This window comes from Sporosarcina ureae (assembly GCF_002082015.1).
Classification (GTDB): domain Bacteria; phylum Bacillota; class Bacilli; order Bacillales_A; family Planococcaceae; genus Sporosarcina; species Sporosarcina ureae_A.
This window is the reverse complement of the sequence record NZ_CP015109.1, coordinates 3,032,756-3,048,927: the sequence shown is the minus strand read 5'-3', so window position 1 is coordinate 3,048,927 and position 16,172 is coordinate 3,032,756. Positions and strand designations below refer to the sequence as shown.

Here is a 16,172-nt window from a genome sequence, read left to right as displayed (position 1 = left end):
CCTTTCCAAAAATAACAAACTCCCTGAGAACGTTTGAATTCCAAGGGAGTTGTTTTTTATTTCAAATCAAACTTCGTCTTCGTAAATAATTGATTCATCTGCTGCCGCGTTGATCAAGACGCCTGCCGCCACTTCTTCAAGAGCTCTACCAACACTTTTTACTGAACGATATGAATGTAGAGTTTCGTCTTGTTTTTCTTGTAGTTCACGTGCACGCTTAGCTGCCAGTGTAACCAGTGTGTATTTAGAATCAACTTTTCCTTTTAGTGAATCAACTGATGGATATAACATAGTTTATTCTCCCTCCAACATTTGTAAGTATCTCTTTTCTACACGTTCTCTTCTGCAATGCTCTGCCGTGACAATCGCATTGATCCGATCACATGCTTTGGAGACCTCGTCATTCTCTACTACATAATCGTACAGATGCATCATTTCGAGTTCTTCTCTTGCCTTTAATACGCGATCTGCAATGATGTCAGATGCTTCTGTACCTCTCCCGATCAAACGAGTTTCCAGGTCACTTAAACTTGGAGGCGCTAGGAAAATAAATAGACCGTTTGGTACTTTTTCACGCACTTGCGCTGCACCGACTACTTCGATTTCAAGGAACACATCACGCCCAGCATCGAGTGTTGCGTTGACGTAGTCGAGTGGCGTTCCGTAGTAATTCCCTACATATTCTGCGTATTCAAGAAGCTTTCCTTCTGCGATCATGTCTTCGAATACTTGTTTCGAACGGAAGAAGTAGTCAACGCCGTCCACTTCCCCTTCACGCGGATTTCTTGTCGTCATGGATATAGAGTATTCATAATTGGTATCCGGACTTGAAAATAGTTCTTTTCGTACGGTTCCTTTTCCGACGCCGGATGGACCAGAAAGGACGATTAGGAGTCCTCGATGTTTGTACATATAATCCCTCTTTGTTATGTATTCATTAGCACGTCATACCTGTTACGCACCGTTGATTTTTGCTTATGACGAACGATTTCTAGGGGCAAAGAAGATTGCTGTTTCCCTAAGAGTCGCTTTACGCTTCAATCAACTAGTAACGCTTCCTAATATTTAACTTTAACAAGAAAGTCCAAAAGATACTAGAATTTTATCGTTAAACTGAATAGGCCCATGTGTGCAATCTGTTCATATTATACCATAATCATACGATGAGTGCTAAAATGGAACAAAACGAAATGAAAGAGGAATCCGTATGGCATTTGATGGTTTATTTACGAAAGCAATAGTAAGCGAACTGCAACAACTGAAGACTGGTCGGATTTCGAAAATTCATCAGCCGAATTCACAAGAAATTATTTTTCAAATCCGTGCTAGTAATAAAAATCACAAATTATTAGTATCGCTACATCCTTCATTTTCCAGATTACAATTGACTGATGAAGTGTTAACAAACCCGCCGGAGCCGCCGCTATTTTGTATGGTATTACGCAAACAACTGGAGGGCGGAATGATTACGTCGATTGAACAGCATGAAAATGATCGGATTGTGAATCTCCATGTCCAAGCTCGAAATGAATTGGGTGACCAGATTGAACGGAAACTAGTCATTGAAATCATGGGGCGACATAGTAACTTGATTTTACTCGATGCTTCACGTGATATGATTATTGACAGCATGAAACATTTACCGCCTTCCGTTAACAGTTACCGTACTGTTTTACCTGGACAACCGTATATTCCGGCGCCACCACAAGATAAATTGGATCCATTCAATGTAACTGAAACTGAATTCAATACACTAGTAGGGGCACTGCAAGAACCGAAAGATATAGTAAAACAATTTGCAGGCTTTTCTCCAGTAACAGCTGCAGAATTAGTATACCGTTTAGAAGGCAACCACCTGGCATTTACCGTGTGGAGAACATTTCTTGAGAGTTTCACTCGAGATGCAATGAAACCGACCGTCGTGGAAAATGATAAAAAAACTGTATTCTCCGCAATTGAATTAACACATGCACAAGGAACAACACAGTCGTTTTCTACATTAGGTGATTTACTCGACAAAGTCTATTTTGCCAGAGCAGAACGGGAACGCGTGAAATCCCAGGCCATCGATCTAGAACGTTGGTTGTCAAATGAGATCGCTAAATTGGAAAACAAAACAAAGAAATTGCGAAGAGAACAAGAGACAGCGCAAGACTTGGATACATTGAAATTATACGGTGAACTATTAACCGCGAACAGCTACATGTTGCATAAAGGCGATAAAGAAGTAACTGTAGAAAACTATTACGAACAAGGCACAACCGTCACCATTCCACTCGATCCAAGAAAATCACCAATTGATAACGCGCAACACTATTTCTCTCGTTACTCAAAAGCAAAAACAGCTCTTATTCGGATTGCGGAACAACTTGAAAAAACCAAAGATGACATCGAATATTTCGAAATGGTTAGACAGCAAGTATACCAAGCTTCTCCAATCGATATAGAAGAAATACGTCAAGAATTAGTAGAACTAGGATTCATGCGTGCCCGTAGAGGGAAAAAGAAAGTAAAACTGAAGAAGCCTAAACCGGAGGCATTTGTATCTTCCACAGGGATTCCGATCTCAGTAGGTAAAAACAATAAGCAAAATGATTACTTGACATTCAAACTGGCAGCTCGGGATCACGTATGGCTTCACACAAAAGACATACCAGGTTCACACGTCGTCATTCACGATGCCGATCCAGACGCTCAAACAATCGAAGAAGCAGCCGGCCTCTCCGCCTACTTCAGCAAAGCCCGTGAATCATCTTCCGTACCAGTTGATTACACAGAAATTCGTCACGTAAAAAAGCCTTCAGGCGCAAAACCAGGCTTCGTCATCTACTTTGAGCAGAAGACTGTATTCGTTACACCTGAAGAAGATTTAGTACGTAAGCTTCGGAAATAAAATAGGTAACTCTTGAAAACAGCTGACAACCTTCTTTACCAATAAAGGTCGTCAGCTGTTTTCCTACTAAATATTCAACAGAAGTAAAAAACAACGGTTGGCTCACTATGTGGAAAGTGGATCAACGGTACTCTGCTCTCGTTTCTTTTTCAAAATAAAAAACGGTCCCCGAAGTTGGGAACCGTTACATATTTATAGCGTGCCTTGTTTCAACTTCGTATGCCATTCCATCAATTCATTCATAGACTCTTCTTTAACCGCGCCTTCTTCCTTCGCGACTTCAGCAAGCGCCTCAAAGTTCGTCAAGCTATGGTAAGAAAGATTCGCCTCAGCAAATTTCTCGTCCGCTTTTTGTAACTCATATGTAAAGATCGAGACGATTCCGCATACTTCCACGTCCTCTGCAATCAACGCGTTCGCTGCATTCAAGCTGCTTCCGCCTGTCGAAATTAAATCTTCAATAATGACCGCTTTTGCATTCGGCTCGATTTTGCCCTCAATTTGACGGCTCTTACCGTGTGCTTTAGCAGTAGATCGGATATAGACCATCGGCAACTTCAGAATATCCGCAACCCATGCTGCGTGTGGGATGCCTGCTGTCGCAGTTCCTGCAATGACTGTAGTCTCAGGATAATGAACGCGAATCAAAGCCGCAAGTCCTTCAGCAATTTCCTTACGCCCAACCGGATCCGCCATGGTTAAGCGGTTATCACAGTAAATAGGCGACTCGATTCCTGAAGCCCATGTGAACGGCTCTTCCGGATTAATCGCTACCGCTCCTACATTTAATAGGATCTGTGCCACTTCTTTTTCTCTAGTCATGAAGTAATTCCCTCCCACAATGTTTTCACTTTTCGATACGCTTCTAGTGGATTATCAGCGCCTGTAATAGCACGTCCTACCACAATGTGCGTAGAACCTTCCTGCCATGCTTTTGCCGGTGTTGCCACACGCTTTTGATCGTGCGTATCGCCTTCCGCCAAACGAATACCCGGTGTGACTTTGAAGAAGTCTTTGCCGCATACTTCTTCAATAATCTTCGCTTCTTGTACTGAACAGACTACTCCATCCAAGTGAGCAGACTTAGCTAATTTCGCATAGTGTTCCACGGATTTACGAAGCGGAACACTGATCAGTTGCTCTTCATTCACTTGACGGTCGTCTGTTGAGGTCAGTTGAGTCACTGCAATTAATGCTGGACGTTTGATACCCGCAACCGTACCGGATTCAAGACCTTCGAGTGCTGCTTCCATCATCGTCTTACCACCGGCCGCATGTACATTGACCATGTCGACTTCAAGTGAAGCCAGGACTTTCATTGCTGATTTAACGGTATTTGGAATATCATGCAATTTAAGATCCAGAAAGATCGAGTAGCCTTCTTCCTTCAAGCGAGCAATCATAGCAGGACCTTCTTTATAATATAATTCCATTCCAACTTTGACATTGACTGAGTGATCAAATGCTTTCAGGAAATCGAATGTCTTTTCAGCTGAATCAAAATCTAACGCAATAATTGGAGAGCGATTCATACGCGATGACTCCTTCCGACCAATTCAGATATATGATCAATTCCTAGCTCATCTAATCTCGCAGGCAACTGCTCAATAATAGTTGGACATACAAACGGATCTACGAAGTTGGCAGTGCCTACTGCTACTGCACTTGCACCGGCAGACATGAAATCTACGACATCCTGTACACATGTAACGCCACCCATTCCGATGATCGGAATAGTCACGACTTGGCTTACTTCGTAGACCATGCGAATCGCAACTGGCTTAATCGCTGGGCCAGATAAACCACCTGTTTTATTCGCAATAACCGGCTTGCCTGTTTTTTCATCTAAACGCATTCCGACTAATGTATTGATCATCGTAATTCCATCTGCTCCGCCCGCTTCTACTGCCAATGCCATTGCTTTAACATCTGTGACATTTGGTGACAGTTTCACATAAACAGGTACAGCCGAGACCGCTTTAACAGCCGCTGTCAGTTCTTTTGCTATTTCAGGATCCGTGCCAAACAAAATTCCGCCACATTTGACGTTCGGGCACGATATATTTAATTCAAGTGCCTGAACGTTTGGCGCTTTTGAAATTTGTTTCGCTACTTCCACGTAATCAGCAGTTTCAGATCCTGCGACGTTTGCAATAATAGGAACATCGAACTTCTCTAACCATGGCAACTCATTATTCAACACGCCTTGTAGCCCTGGGTTTTGAAGACCGATCGCATTCAACATACCCGAAGATGTTTCTGCCACTCGTGGTGTCGGGTTACCATAACGTGTTTCTTCTGTAGTCGCTTTAATCATGATTGCTCCGAGCTGGGACAAATCGTACAAATTACCGTACTCTTTGCCAAAACCGAAACAACCAGATGCAGGCATAATCGGATTTTTTAATTCAAGCCCTGGCAAAGTCATCGCTAGTCTATTCATATTTGCACCACCCCTGCCGGAAATACTGGACCATCAGAACATACTTTGACGTACGTCTGATCTGTCGCATTTTCATTTGTATGACAAACACAAGCGAAACAAGCTCCAATACCGCAGCCCATACGTTGTTCAAACGATAAGAATCCTTTTTTATGCACATACGCTTTTTGCACGGCATCGAGCATGGGCATAGGCCCACAACTGTAAAACGTTTCGAAGTCATCAGCTATCTCACTCATGACATTCGTAACAAATCCTTGTGTGCCGTTACTGCCATCCACTGTAGCGATATGCGTTTCGCCTAAAGCGGCGAATTCTTCTTCATAGAAAACCACTTGATCCGATTCGAAACCAAGTATATGAATACAATTAACTCCTTTTGCAGTTAGCTGTTTTGACAGTTCATAAAGTGGTGGCACACCAATCCCGCCACCAATCAATACAGCTGTTTGACCAGCCGTTGTTTCTTCAACGGGAAAACCATTTCCTAGAGGTCCCAGTACATTCACTACATCTCCCTCACGTTTTTCGGACAAAAGGGAAGTACCTCGTCCTTCCGCTCGGTAGATGATAGTCATTTCATTTTTTTCTGGATTCATTTCAGCTATGGAAATGGGACGTCGCAGTAACGGTTCAAAGGAATCCGATACTCGGATATGGACAAACTGGCCAGGAGAAGTAATTTCTCCGACCAACTTGCCATTTAATTTCATTTCAAAAATATTTTGCGCGATTTCCTTTTGCGAACTGATGGTCATCAAATCTTGGATGATCATTTTACCACCTGCGGTTGCGGCATAGCATCCGTCTGGAATGTCATGGACTCGATGACGGATAACATAGCAGCAGCTGTATCTATAGAGGTAAAGCAAGGAACTCCATTCTCCACTGTTTCACGACGAATTCTAAAGCCGTCACGTGCCGGTTGTTTTCCTTTAGTCAATGTGTTGATCACCAATTGCGCTTGTCCTTTTTGGATAACATCGATCAACGTTGGACCTTCTGTGCCAATTTTACCTACTGTTTTCACTTCGATATTTTCTGCTTCGAGTGCTTTAGCCGTACCTTCTGTTGCCATAATGTGATAACCGGTTTCAATGAAACGTTTTGCGATATCCACAATTTCTTCTTTATCTTTATTGGAAACTGTCATTAACACAGTACCGTATTCTTTAACTTCCATTCCCGCTGCTACTAGGCCTTTGTACAAGGCTTTTTCCAATGTTACGTCTTTACCCATTACTTCACCGGTTGATTTCATCTCAGGTCCGAGTGTAATATCTACACGACGAAGCTTGGCGAAAGAGAATACCGGCACTTTGACATAGACGCCTGCTGGTGCTTCTGCAAGTCCATCGGTGTAGCCTTGTTCTAAAATAGATGTACCTAAGATCGCTTGAGTTGCCACATTTGCCATCGGGATATTCGTAATTTTGCTCAAGAATGGTACCGTACGGCTTGAACGTGGGTTTACTTCGATTACGTAAACTTGTCCTTCTGAAATAACGAACTGGATATTCATTAGCCCGCGTATTTTGAGCCCGAGAGCCAAACGTTTCGTATAGTCCGCAATCGTTTCAATCATAGACTGTGACAGGTTTTGTGGAGGATACACTGCGATCGAGTCACCCGAGTGAACACCTGCACGTTCGATATGCTCCATGATGCCAGGTATTAATACAGTTTCCCCGTCACAAATTGCATCGACTTCGATTTCCGTACCTGTTAAGTACCGGTCGATCAATACTGGATGTTCAGGGCTAGCTTTTACCGCGTTCTCCATGTATTGCAGTAATTCCTCTTCATAGTAGACAATTTCCATTGCACGGCCACCTAAGACATACGACGGTCGAACTAGAACTGGATAGCCAATTTCTGTTGCGATTGCAACTGCTTCCGGAACTGACAAAGCGGTCTTGCCAAGCGGTTGTGGTACGCCGATTTCATGCAAAGCACTCTCAAATTTATCACGATTTTCTGCACGGTCGATATCTTCAAGTGATGTACCTAGAATTTTTACTCCACGTGCTTCTAATTCATCCGCCAAGTTGATTGCTGTTTGGCCACCAAACTGGACGATCACACCTTCAGGTTGCTCAAGATCCACGATATGCATCACATCTTCAATGGTTAACGGTTCGAAGTACAACTTATCCGAGATGGAGAAGTCAGTCGAAACTGTTTCAGGATTGTTATTGACGATGATCGCTTCATATCCTGATTGTTGTATAGCCCATACACAGTGCACTGTCGCATAATCGAATTCAACCCCTTGTCCAATACGGATTGGGCCTGAACCTAAGACGATCACACTCTTTTTATCCGTTCTTACCGATTCATTTTCCTCTTCGTACGTACCATAGAAGTATGGAGTATCGGATTCATATTCACCTGCACACGTATCTACTTTCTTATACACCGGAACCAATCCTTGCTCTTGTCTCCACTTGTATACTTCACGATCGGTTGTATTCCATAGTTGTGCAATCGTAGCATCCGGGAACCCAAGTCGTTTCGCTTTATAACCAATTGCTTTGTCATATGGATGATCTCTCAATGTTTCTTCATACCGAACGATATTTTCAAATTTGCGCAAGAAGAATAAATCAATAGCGCTCCATTCGTGTAAAGTTTCGATTGTTACACCACGACGCAGGGCTTCTCCGATGAAGAACAGTCGCTCATCGCCTGCCTTGCGAATACGTTTTTCAATCCACTCGTCAGACATTTCACCACCACCGGAAAGTGACAAATCGAATTGCCCTGTTTCCAATGAACGGACTGCTTTCATGATGGATTCTTCGAATGTCCGGCCCATCGCCATGACTTCACCTGTTGCTTTCATTTGGGTACCCAAGTTCCGCTTCGCTGATTCGAACTTATCAAAAGGCCAACGTGGAATTTTCGTTACTACATAGTCCAGTGTCGGTTCGAAGCAAGCATACGTATTACCCGTTACCGGATTCATCATTTCATCCAGCGTCAAACCGACAGCAATTTTCGCAGCAAGTTTCGCGATTGGATAACCAGTTGCTTTGGAAGCTAGTGCAGATGAACGACTGACACGCGGATTTACTTCAATGATGTAGTAATCAAAGCTATGCGGATCAAGTGCTAGCTGCACGTTACAGCCACCTTCGATTTGCAACTCACGAATGATGTTCAATGAAACATTACGAAGCATCTGATTTTCGCGGTCGGTCAATGTTTGGCATGGTGCTGTTACGATAGAGTCACCTGTATGGATCCCTACAGCATCCACGTTTTCCATATTACACACGACAATCGCGTTATCGGCAGAGTCACGCATTACTTCATATTCAATTTCTTTAAAACCTGCGATAGATTTCTCTAGAAGACACTGTGTAACGGGGCTGTATTTCAAACCACTTGCTACGATTTCTTCTAAGTCTTCATCATTGTGGCAAATTCCGCCACCTGTTCCACCTAGTGTGAACGCAGGACGGACGATAACTGGATACCCAATCTTATGGACGAACGCATAGGCTTCATCAATATTATGAATGATATCACTCTCTGGAACAGGCTCACCCATTTCATTCATTAATGTTCGGAATAAGTCGCGGTCTTCTGCCTTGTGAATTGCATCGAGCTTTGTACCCAAAATCTCGATTCCTAATTCATCTAATATCCCTGATTCATGCAACTCAATCGCCATGTTTAAACCAGTTTGTCCGCCTAATGTCGCAAGTAGAGCATCTGGGCGTTCTTTGCGAATAATGCGGCTAACGAATTCAAGTGTGATGGGTTCGATATACACTTTATCTGCCATCTCCGTATCCGTCATAATAGTTGCAGGGTTTGAGTTGATCAAAATAACTCGGTACCCTTCTTCTTTAAGAGATAAACAGGCTTGTGTACCTGCATAGTCAAATTCTGCTGCTTGTCCAATTACAATAGGACCTGAACCAATTACGAGGATGGATTTTATGTCAGTACGTTTAGGCATTAGTATTCTCCTTTCTGTTGCTTGCAGTCATCAATTGAATGAAACGTTCGAATATATAGCTTGAATCTTGTGGTCCTGGTGATGCTTCTGGGTGGAACTGAACAGTGAATGCTTCCAACTTCTCACATTGAAGCCCTTCAATACAATTGTCATTCAACGCGATATGTGTCACTTCAAGACCTGTCCCTGCTAAAGAGTCTTCCAGTACTTCATATCCATGACTTTGTGAAGTCAGATCGGTACGGTTTGTATTCAAGTCTTTAACCGGATAATTCCCACCAATATGGCTGTTCTTCATCTTTGCTGTTTTAGCACCGCATGCGAGCGCGAATAATTGATGGCCAAGTCCGATACCGAAGATAGGTTTCTTCCCCATTAATTCCTTTATTGTTTCTACTGCACCTTGTAGGTCTTCGGGATTTCCTGGTCCGTTCGATAATAGGATACCGTCGGGGAACAACGCCAAAATTTCTTTCGCTGATGTATCATAAGGTACGACTATCACATCGCAGTCCTTTTTATTTAATTCACGTAAAATGCCATGTTTAATGCCATAGTCGATGACGACAACACGTTTGCCTAAGCCTGGGCTTGGATAGGGACGCTTGGTAGATACTTTCGCTACTAAATCTGTTGGCAATTCATATTGTTGAAGTTCCGCAACTATTGCATCGGTATCGATCCCTTCGCCAGCAGCAGTCAATTTACCTCGTAATGAACCTTTATCGCGTAATAGACGTGTTAGTTTGCGAGTATCAATCTCCTGAATACCTGGAATACCTTTTAAAATAAGCAAATCTCCTAGTGACATGCCGCTACGAAAGTTTGAAGGCTCGTCTGCTAATTCTCTAACAACTAAGCCGTTAATCGCCAAGTCGATGGATTCATAATCGTCTCGGTTAATACCGTAGTTACCGATTAGCGGATAGGTCATCACAACAATTTGTCCACAACCTGAAGGATTTGAAATTGTCTCCTGATATCCTGTCATACCTGTTGCAAACACAGCTTCTCCTATTGAAGCATTCTCTGCTCCGAATGCTTTTCCTTCAAAAATAGATCCGTCTTCTAATACTAAGTATCTTTTTGTCATCATTGACCATCCTTCCATACGATGTTTCCATCGAAAATTGTCATTACAGGCCATCCTGTGCATTCCACTCCGTCAAATGGCGTGTTCTTACCTTTTGAAACAAATGTGGTACGGTCGATTGTTTGTTGCTTTTCTAGATCAAGTAGTACTAAATCTGCTTCAGCACCTACTTCAAGCCTACCGTAAGGCAAGTTGAAGACTTCCGCAGGCTTTACTGTCATCCAGTCAAGAAGTTGTTTCAGTGTCCAATGTCCTGGTTTGACGAAGTTTGTATACAGTAAAGGAAATGCCGTTTCAAATCCTGTGATGCCAAATGGTGCTTTTGCAATACCTACAGCCTTTTCATCTGCTGTATGCGGTGCGTGGTCTGTTGCGATACAATCCAATGTCCCATCCATCAAACCTTCGCGCAATGCCTCGCGATCTTCGATAGCACGTAGCGGAGGGTTCATTTTCCAGTCTGCATCATCTCCAGGCACATCATCCTCTGTCAATAACAAGTGGTGAGGGCTGACCTCTCCTGTTACATGAATACCGGCTTTTTTAGCGTCACGGATTACGCGAACCGATTCTTTCGTGCTGACGTGACAAACGTGATAATGTGCGCCCGCGGCTTCCGCGAGTAAAACATCCCGTGCAATATGTACAGATTCCGCAATGGAAGGAATCCCTGGTAAGCCAAGTTCCTTATTACGTTTTCCTTCGTGCATTGCGCCACCATAGATTAATGTATTGTCTTCGCAGTGCGCCACAATGGCCATATCGATCTTCGCTGCATCTTTCATCGCCTCGTACATCATGCCTGCTTCTTGAACTCCTACACCATCATCCGTGAACGCGAATGCGCCATGTTCTTTTAATTCTGAAAGATTTGTGCGTTCTTTTCCCGCTTCTCTAATCGTGATGGACGCATAAGGAAGCACACGAATTTTAGCATTCTCTTTAATTAATGTGTTGATCTTTTCAAGGTTTTCTTTTGTATCAGGTACTGGACGCGTATTCGGCATTGGACAAATAGTTGTATATCCGCCTTTTGCTGCCGCGTGTGTACCTGTTTCAATGGTTTCTTTATGCTCTCCGCCCGGCTCACGCAAATGTACGTGTACATCAATGAAGCCAGGTGATACGAGTAGTCCTTTACCTTCTATAATTTCATACCCGTCTGCTACTAGTTGAGTACCTATTTCCGCAATCTTTCCATCTGCAATTTTAATATCTGTTTCGATGATCTTGCCTTCTTCATTTACCATTTGCACTTGTTGAATTAACGTGTTCATATTACTTCCGCCCCTTCAATATAAGTTCTAGAACAGCTGCTCGAATATAGACGCCATTTTCTACCTGCTTAAAAATTCGTGATTGTGGACTTTCTATTAAACTGTCTGCTATTTCTACATCACGGTTTACTGGAGCTGGATGCATGATGATTGCATCTTTTTTCATTCTAGCCGCTCGCTCTATAGTCAGACCGTATTGCTCATGATAAGCAGCTTTCGTATAGGCCATCTCTGTATTATGACGTTCGTGTTGTACTCGAAGGAGCATGACCACATCACTCGTTTCAATCACATCATCCCAGTTGTCGACACTGTCGAATTCCCCCGCCCATTCAGGTGGGCAAAGGAACGTGACCTCAGCTCCCAGCTTCCGCAAAGCTTCCGCATTGGAGCGAGCTACCCGACTGTGGGCGATATCTCCCGCAATCAATACTTTTACCCCATCAAAATGACCAAACTCCTCTTGAATCGTGAAGATATCGAGCAGGGATTGCGTCGGATGCTGACCCGATCCATCGCCTGCATTAATGATTGCCACATTCGTTCTCTTTACTAATTCCTCATAAAAACCATCAGCCGGATGACGAATGACTAAGGCATCCAAACCTATTGCCTCCAGCGTCCTAATCGTATCATACAAAGATTCACCTTTTAAGGTACTCGAGAAACTCGTTTCAAAGGGGATAATTTGCGCGCCTACTTTACGTTCCGCCATCTCAAAACTCGTTTTCGTTCTCGTACTAGGTTCAAAAAACAAGTTGCTGACGGTATATGTTCCAGGCAATTCCCTGAACCCTAGTCGCTTAAAAATCGCTGCCCGTTCGAGTATGAGCATGATTTCATCCACTGTCAGGTCTTTCATTGAAACTAAATGTTCCATCAGATATTCCTCCTCCGCGAAATGCAAGTACGTCATGCATGAACTGCTTTTGGTTTTCTATTCTTCCTTATCCATCAAAGTTTCGTCTGTTTTACCTGGCAATACTAGGTTCAACAGAACACCGACAATTGCAGCCAGTGCCATGCCACCGATTTGGAATGTTTCGCTTATATTAATCGTCGCCCCACCAATTCCAATTACTAAAATGATGGATGCGATGACTAGATTCCGTTGATTATCAAAGTCGATTTTATGGTCAATGAGCATGCGTATTCCTGATGAAGCGATGATGCCAAACAACAGAATAGATATTCCACCAAGTACTGCCGATGGAATTGTAGCAATCAACGCCGTAATTTTACCGATGAAGGAGAAGAGTATCGCAAATACTGCAGCCCCCATGATCACATATACACTGTAGACTCGAGTGATAGCAAGTACGCCAATGTTTTCTCCGTATGTAGTTTTAGGTGGTCCTCCGACTAGTCCACTCATGAGGGTTCCTAGTCCATCACCAAGCAATGATCTGTGTAATCCAGGACTTTCAATATAATTCCTATCTACTACTTTGCCTAATACAAGTTGGTGTCCTATATGCTCAGAGATCGTGACGATCGCGATTGGCACCATAATAATTAGTAGTGTCGGTGTGACGATGAATTCGTAATCAACACCTGGGATGAGCATTTCGGGTACCGCAAACCACTTGGCTTCTACCACTTCGCTGAAATCTAGAATACCGATGAAAGCAGAGTAGATATACCCCACTACGATACCAATAAGTACGGGCATCAAACTGATAATCCCTTTAAAGAACATCAAGCAAAATACTGCAGAAGCAAGTGTAACTAGAGCCGCGGAAAAGTGTAAGCCGCTGTAAACATCCGCTCCATCCACATTGATCGTGCTCGCCATATCAATAGCTGTCGGTGCAAGTGCTAATCCGATTACCATAATGACGGGTCCTACTACGATAGGCGGTAATATTTTCATTATCCAGTTATAACCGGTTTTATAAATTACTAACGATACGATCGCATAGACCAATGCTACGAACATACTACCTATCATTGCGCTGCCGATACCGCCTGATTGTGTCGCCATCTGAATCGGTACAATAAAAGCGAATGAAGAGCCTAGATAAGCTGGTACTTGGAACTTCGTCACGATAATAAATACGATCGTTGCGATCCCACTCGTTAATAGCGCGATAGCTGGGCTTAAGCCTACTAATTGCGGTACTAAGATTGTTGCGCCAAACATGGCGAACATATGTTGTAAGCTGAGTGCAAGCCAGCGAATAGGTTGCGGCTTTTCATGTACATCCAATACTTTTACGTTCATTTATGATTTCCCCCAGCTGCTTATAATGTGCGTGTGTGAATGGTGACTCCATCAGTTCCATCTTTTTCAATCATACTCACTACTACTCGTTCTTCATTTGAAGTCGGGATATTCTTCCCTACAAAGTCTGGACGAATCGGTAGTTCTCGATGACCTCGATCTACTAATACAGCTAGCTGAATAGATGAAGGTCTTCCTAAGTCCATAATTGCATCTAACGCTGCCCGAACCGTCCTACCTGTATAGAGAACATCATCTACTAGGATGACTTTTTGATTCGCTACATCATGTTCGATATCGACCTGCTGTACATACGCTTCTCCTTGTTCATTCTTTAATTGAAGGTCATCTCGGTATAATGTAATATCCAATTCACCTGTTTTGATCGGCTTCCCTTCAATTAGTTCAATTTTATCTGCTAAGCGTTTCGCCAAGATCGCACCTCTTGTCTTAATACCGACTACGATGCAGTGATCAATGCCTCGATTCTTTTCGATAATTTCATGGGCAATACGTGTGATCGCCCGCGTGATGGCTTGTTCATCTAGTATGGTTGCTTTTTCAGCCATATCCATAATCCCCTTTCGATTTCATCTGTTGTCTATAAAAAAAGCCCTCCAGTCAGAGTAGACTGGAGGGCAGATGTGCAGAAAAAAGCATACATCGATGCTTACCGCAGTAAGCTATCATGTAATTCCGTGCAACCTTCCCAGCCTCACAGGACTGACGTTAAAGGTATCGCTATTCAATTGCTTAATAGAGTATACAACTCATGATTAGCGTTTGTCAACGCTTATTCCATACGTAATTCATTGAGTAATTGTTGGAAATTTTCAGGCAACGGTGCAGTAAACTCCATATATTCATCTGTTGTAGGATGCTCAAAACCAATAGTGCCTGCATGAAGTACTTGACCGCCAAAATCGATGGTTTTTCTCTGACCGTATTTAGGATCTCCTACAAGGGGATAACCAATATATTTCATATGCACACGAATCTGGTGAGTTCTTCCTGTCTCCAGCCGGCACTCAACTAATGTATAAGCGCCAAAACGTTCAAGGACCTTAAAGTGTGTAACAGCATTTTTTCCTTCATCCACAACTGCCATCCGTTGACGATCCCGCTTGTCGCGCCCAATTGGCGCATCTATTGTGCCATTATCATGTGGTATATGTCCATGAACTAATGCCGTATACACACGATTAACTGATTTAGCGACGAGCTGATTAACTAATGACACATGTGCTTTATCATTTTTGGCAACCATCAATAACCCTGAAGTGTCTTTATCAATACGGTGCACGATACCAGGTCGCATGACACCATTGATGCCTGATAGATCCGTCACTTGATACATTAAGCCGTTGACTAAAGTTCCACTTACATGACCGACTGATGGATGTACAACCATCCCGACCGGTTTGTTGACAACCAATACGTCTTGGTCTTCATAGACTATATCAAGGTGGAGATTTTCAGCTTCCACATCGTATTCTTCCGTTTCCGGTTGCTCGACAGTAATCTTATCATCTGTCTTGACTTTATAGTTCTGCTTAACTAAACTGTCGTTTACCTTAACATGTTCCTCTTTTACCCATTGCTGGATTTGCGTGCGTGACCAGTCCGGTTGAAGTGTAGCCAATGCTTTGTCTATTCGACTCCCTGAAAGTTCTTCTGTTATTTCAAATTCTATTCTTTCCATTACGACACCTTTTTCTTTTTCTTTTTTTCATCAAACACTACGTGTAGCAAAATTAGTACGACAGCAATTGTTAGTGCGGCATCCGCCACATTAAATATTGGAAAATCATATTGTATAACAGGTATCAAGACACTAATAAAATCTACTACTTCTCCTCTTACTAGTCGGTCGATGAAGTTCCCAATTGCACCGCCTAGCAACAGCATTAGACTCACACCTAAGAGCCGATCCTTTTTACCTTCTGTATGGAAGAAATAAATAATAGCTATTACGACTACAATGGTCACAATAAAAAATAGCCACATCTTTCCCTCTAGCATACCCCATGCCGCTCCACGATTACGATGAGATAGCAATGCAATATAAGGATCCATAATAGAAATATGTTCACCTAACTCCATATTTTTTACGATTAGCCATTTCGTCAACTGATCCAATCCAATGACCAGTGCAGCGATTGCATAATAAAATATCACTTCATTACCCTCCGTCCAGCTAATTTCTTCTTTAGTTTACCATAAAAACACGGTCTCCATTACGTTTGTTAATTCCACTATGTAAAAAAGCCAT

Annotated in this window: 15 protein-coding genes; 1 reads left to right on the top strand and 14 read right to left on the bottom strand. The window is 42.8% G+C overall.

Features of this window, described 5'->3' with window-relative positions; translation table 11 throughout:
* Positions 1–66: 66 nt before the first annotated feature.
* The gene (gene rpoZ, locus SporoP17a_RS14760; protein WP_083035387.1) at positions 67–291 is read right to left on the bottom strand and encodes a DNA-directed RNA polymerase subunit omega; all 225 of its coding nucleotides are present in this window, start codon (positions 289–291) and stop codon (positions 67–69) included.
* 3 nt (positions 292–294) lie between these two features.
* Entirely contained in the window at positions 295–912 is a 618-nt protein-coding gene (gmk, locus tag SporoP17a_RS14755) for a guanylate kinase (RefSeq protein ID WP_083035386.1), read from the bottom strand.
* Positions 913–1,207: 295 nt separating this feature from the next.
* Here gmk and SporoP17a_RS14750 point away from each other — a divergent pair, with 295 nt between their 5' ends.
* Positions 1,208–2,893 (top strand): Rqc2 family fibronectin-binding protein, encoded by a 1,686-nt coding sequence (locus SporoP17a_RS14750; protein ID WP_083035385.1) that lies wholly within the window; start codon positions 1,208–1,210, stop codon positions 2,891–2,893.
* A gap of 192 nt (positions 2,894–3,085) precedes the next feature.
* Here SporoP17a_RS14750 and pyrE read toward each other — a convergent pair whose 3' ends face one another.
* The 12 genes from pyrE to lspA form a co-directional block, all read right to left on the bottom strand.
* Positions 3,086–3,715: an orotate phosphoribosyltransferase gene (pyrE, locus tag SporoP17a_RS14745; RefSeq protein WP_083035384.1), complete on the bottom strand. Its 630-nt coding sequence runs from the start codon at positions 3,713–3,715 to the stop codon at positions 3,086–3,088.
* Positions 3,712–4,425: an orotidine-5'-phosphate decarboxylase gene (gene pyrF / locus SporoP17a_RS14740; RefSeq protein WP_083035383.1), complete on the bottom strand. Its 714-nt coding sequence runs from the start codon at positions 4,423–4,425 to the stop codon at positions 3,712–3,714. Before pyrF ends, pyrE begins: the two co-directional genes overlap by 4 nt.
* On the bottom strand, positions 4,422–5,336 hold the full coding sequence (locus tag SporoP17a_RS14735; RefSeq protein WP_083035382.1) for a dihydroorotate dehydrogenase: 915 nt from the start codon (positions 5,334–5,336) through the stop codon (positions 4,422–4,424). Before SporoP17a_RS14735 ends, pyrF begins: the two co-directional genes overlap by 4 nt.
* The gene (locus tag SporoP17a_RS14730; protein ID WP_083035381.1) at positions 5,333–6,112 is read right to left on the bottom strand and encodes a dihydroorotate dehydrogenase electron transfer subunit; all 780 of its coding nucleotides are present in this window, start codon (positions 6,110–6,112) and stop codon (positions 5,333–5,335) included. The genes SporoP17a_RS14735 and SporoP17a_RS14730 overlap by 4 nt, the downstream gene beginning before the upstream one ends.
* Entirely contained in the window at positions 6,109–9,306 is a 3,198-nt protein-coding gene (gene carB / locus SporoP17a_RS14725) for a carbamoyl-phosphate synthase large subunit (RefSeq protein WP_083035380.1), read from the bottom strand. Before carB ends, SporoP17a_RS14730 begins: the two co-directional genes overlap by 4 nt.
* On the bottom strand, positions 9,299–10,399 hold the full coding sequence (locus SporoP17a_RS14720; protein WP_083036145.1) for a carbamoyl phosphate synthase small subunit: 1,101 nt from the start codon (positions 10,397–10,399) through the stop codon (positions 9,299–9,301). The genes carB and SporoP17a_RS14720 overlap by 8 nt, the downstream gene beginning before the upstream one ends.
* On the bottom strand, positions 10,399–11,676 hold the full coding sequence (locus SporoP17a_RS14715; RefSeq protein WP_083035379.1) for a dihydroorotase: 1,278 nt from the start codon (positions 11,674–11,676) through the stop codon (positions 10,399–10,401). The genes SporoP17a_RS14720 and SporoP17a_RS14715 overlap by 1 nt, the downstream gene beginning before the upstream one ends.
* Before the next feature lies 1 nt (position 11,677).
* Positions 11,678–12,556 carry an aspartate carbamoyltransferase catalytic subunit gene (locus SporoP17a_RS14710; RefSeq protein WP_083035378.1) on the bottom strand — a complete coding sequence of 293 codons (879 nt, stop codon included), beginning with the start codon at positions 12,554–12,556 and terminating at the stop codon, positions 11,678–11,680.
* Between the two features lie 57 nt (positions 12,557–12,613).
* A complete protein-coding gene (locus SporoP17a_RS14705) occupies positions 12,614–13,900 on the bottom strand; it encodes a uracil-xanthine permease family protein (protein ID WP_083035377.1) in 1,287 nt (428 codons plus the stop codon).
* A 20-nt stretch (positions 13,901–13,920) separates the two neighbouring features.
* Complete coding sequence (gene pyrR / locus SporoP17a_RS14700; protein ID WP_083035376.1) at positions 13,921–14,469, bottom strand: bifunctional pyr operon transcriptional regulator/uracil phosphoribosyltransferase PyrR; 549 nt, start codon at positions 14,467–14,469, stop codon at positions 13,921–13,923.
* Positions 14,470–14,693: 224 nt separating this feature from the next.
* Positions 14,694–15,602, bottom strand: coding sequence for an RluA family pseudouridine synthase (locus SporoP17a_RS14695; RefSeq protein WP_083035375.1), 909 nt, complete (start codon positions 15,600–15,602; stop codon positions 14,694–14,696).
* On the bottom strand, positions 15,602–16,078 hold the full coding sequence (gene lspA / locus SporoP17a_RS14690) for a signal peptidase II (RefSeq protein WP_083035374.1): 477 nt from the start codon (positions 16,076–16,078) through the stop codon (positions 15,602–15,604). Before lspA ends, SporoP17a_RS14695 begins: the two co-directional genes overlap by 1 nt.
* Between the last annotated feature and the right edge of the window lie 94 nt (positions 16,079–16,172).

Excerpts from the sequence above, each read along its gene's own strand:
- rpoZ (WP_083035387.1), bottom strand. The coding sequence starts at position 291 with ATGTTATATCCATCAGTTGATTCACTAAAAGGAAAAGTTGATTCTAAA.
- gmk (WP_083035386.1), bottom strand. The coding sequence starts at position 912 with ATGTACAAACATCGAGGACTCCTAATCGTCCTTTCTGGTCCATCCGGC.
- SporoP17a_RS14750 (WP_083035385.1), top strand. The coding sequence starts at position 1,208 with ATGGCATTTGATGGTTTATTTACGAAAGCAATAGTAAGCGAACTGCAA.
- pyrE (WP_083035384.1), bottom strand. The coding sequence starts at position 3,715 with ATGACTAGAGAAAAAGAAGTGGCACAGATCCTATTAAATGTAGGAGCG.
- pyrF (WP_083035383.1), bottom strand. The coding sequence starts at position 4,425 with ATGAATCGCTCTCCAATTATTGCGTTAGATTTTGATTCAGCTGAAAAG.
- SporoP17a_RS14735 (WP_083035382.1), bottom strand. The coding sequence starts at position 5,336 with ATGAATAGACTAGCGATGACTTTGCCAGGGCTTGAATTAAAAAATCCG.
- SporoP17a_RS14730 (WP_083035381.1), bottom strand. The coding sequence starts at position 6,112 with ATGATCATCCAAGATTTGATGACCATCAGTTCGCAAAAGGAAATCGCG.
- carB (WP_083035380.1), bottom strand. The coding sequence starts at position 9,306 with ATGCCTAAACGTACTGACATAAAATCCATCCTCGTAATTGGTTCAGGT.
- SporoP17a_RS14720 (WP_083036145.1), bottom strand. The coding sequence starts at position 10,399 with ATGACAAAAAGATACTTAGTATTAGAAGACGGATCTATTTTTGAAGGA.
- SporoP17a_RS14715 (WP_083035379.1), bottom strand. The coding sequence starts at position 11,676 with ATGAACACGTTAATTCAACAAGTGCAAATGGTAAATGAAGAAGGCAAG.
- SporoP17a_RS14710 (WP_083035378.1), bottom strand. The coding sequence starts at position 12,556 with ATGGAACATTTAGTTTCAATGAAAGACCTGACAGTGGATGAAATCATG.
- SporoP17a_RS14705 (WP_083035377.1), bottom strand. The coding sequence starts at position 13,900 with ATGAACGTAAAAGTATTGGATGTACATGAAAAGCCGCAACCTATTCGC.
- pyrR (WP_083035376.1), bottom strand. The coding sequence starts at position 14,469 with ATGGCTGAAAAAGCAACCATACTAGATGAACAAGCCATCACGCGGGCG.
- SporoP17a_RS14695 (WP_083035375.1), bottom strand. The coding sequence starts at position 15,602 with ATGGAAAGAATAGAATTTGAAATAACAGAAGAACTTTCAGGGAGTCGA.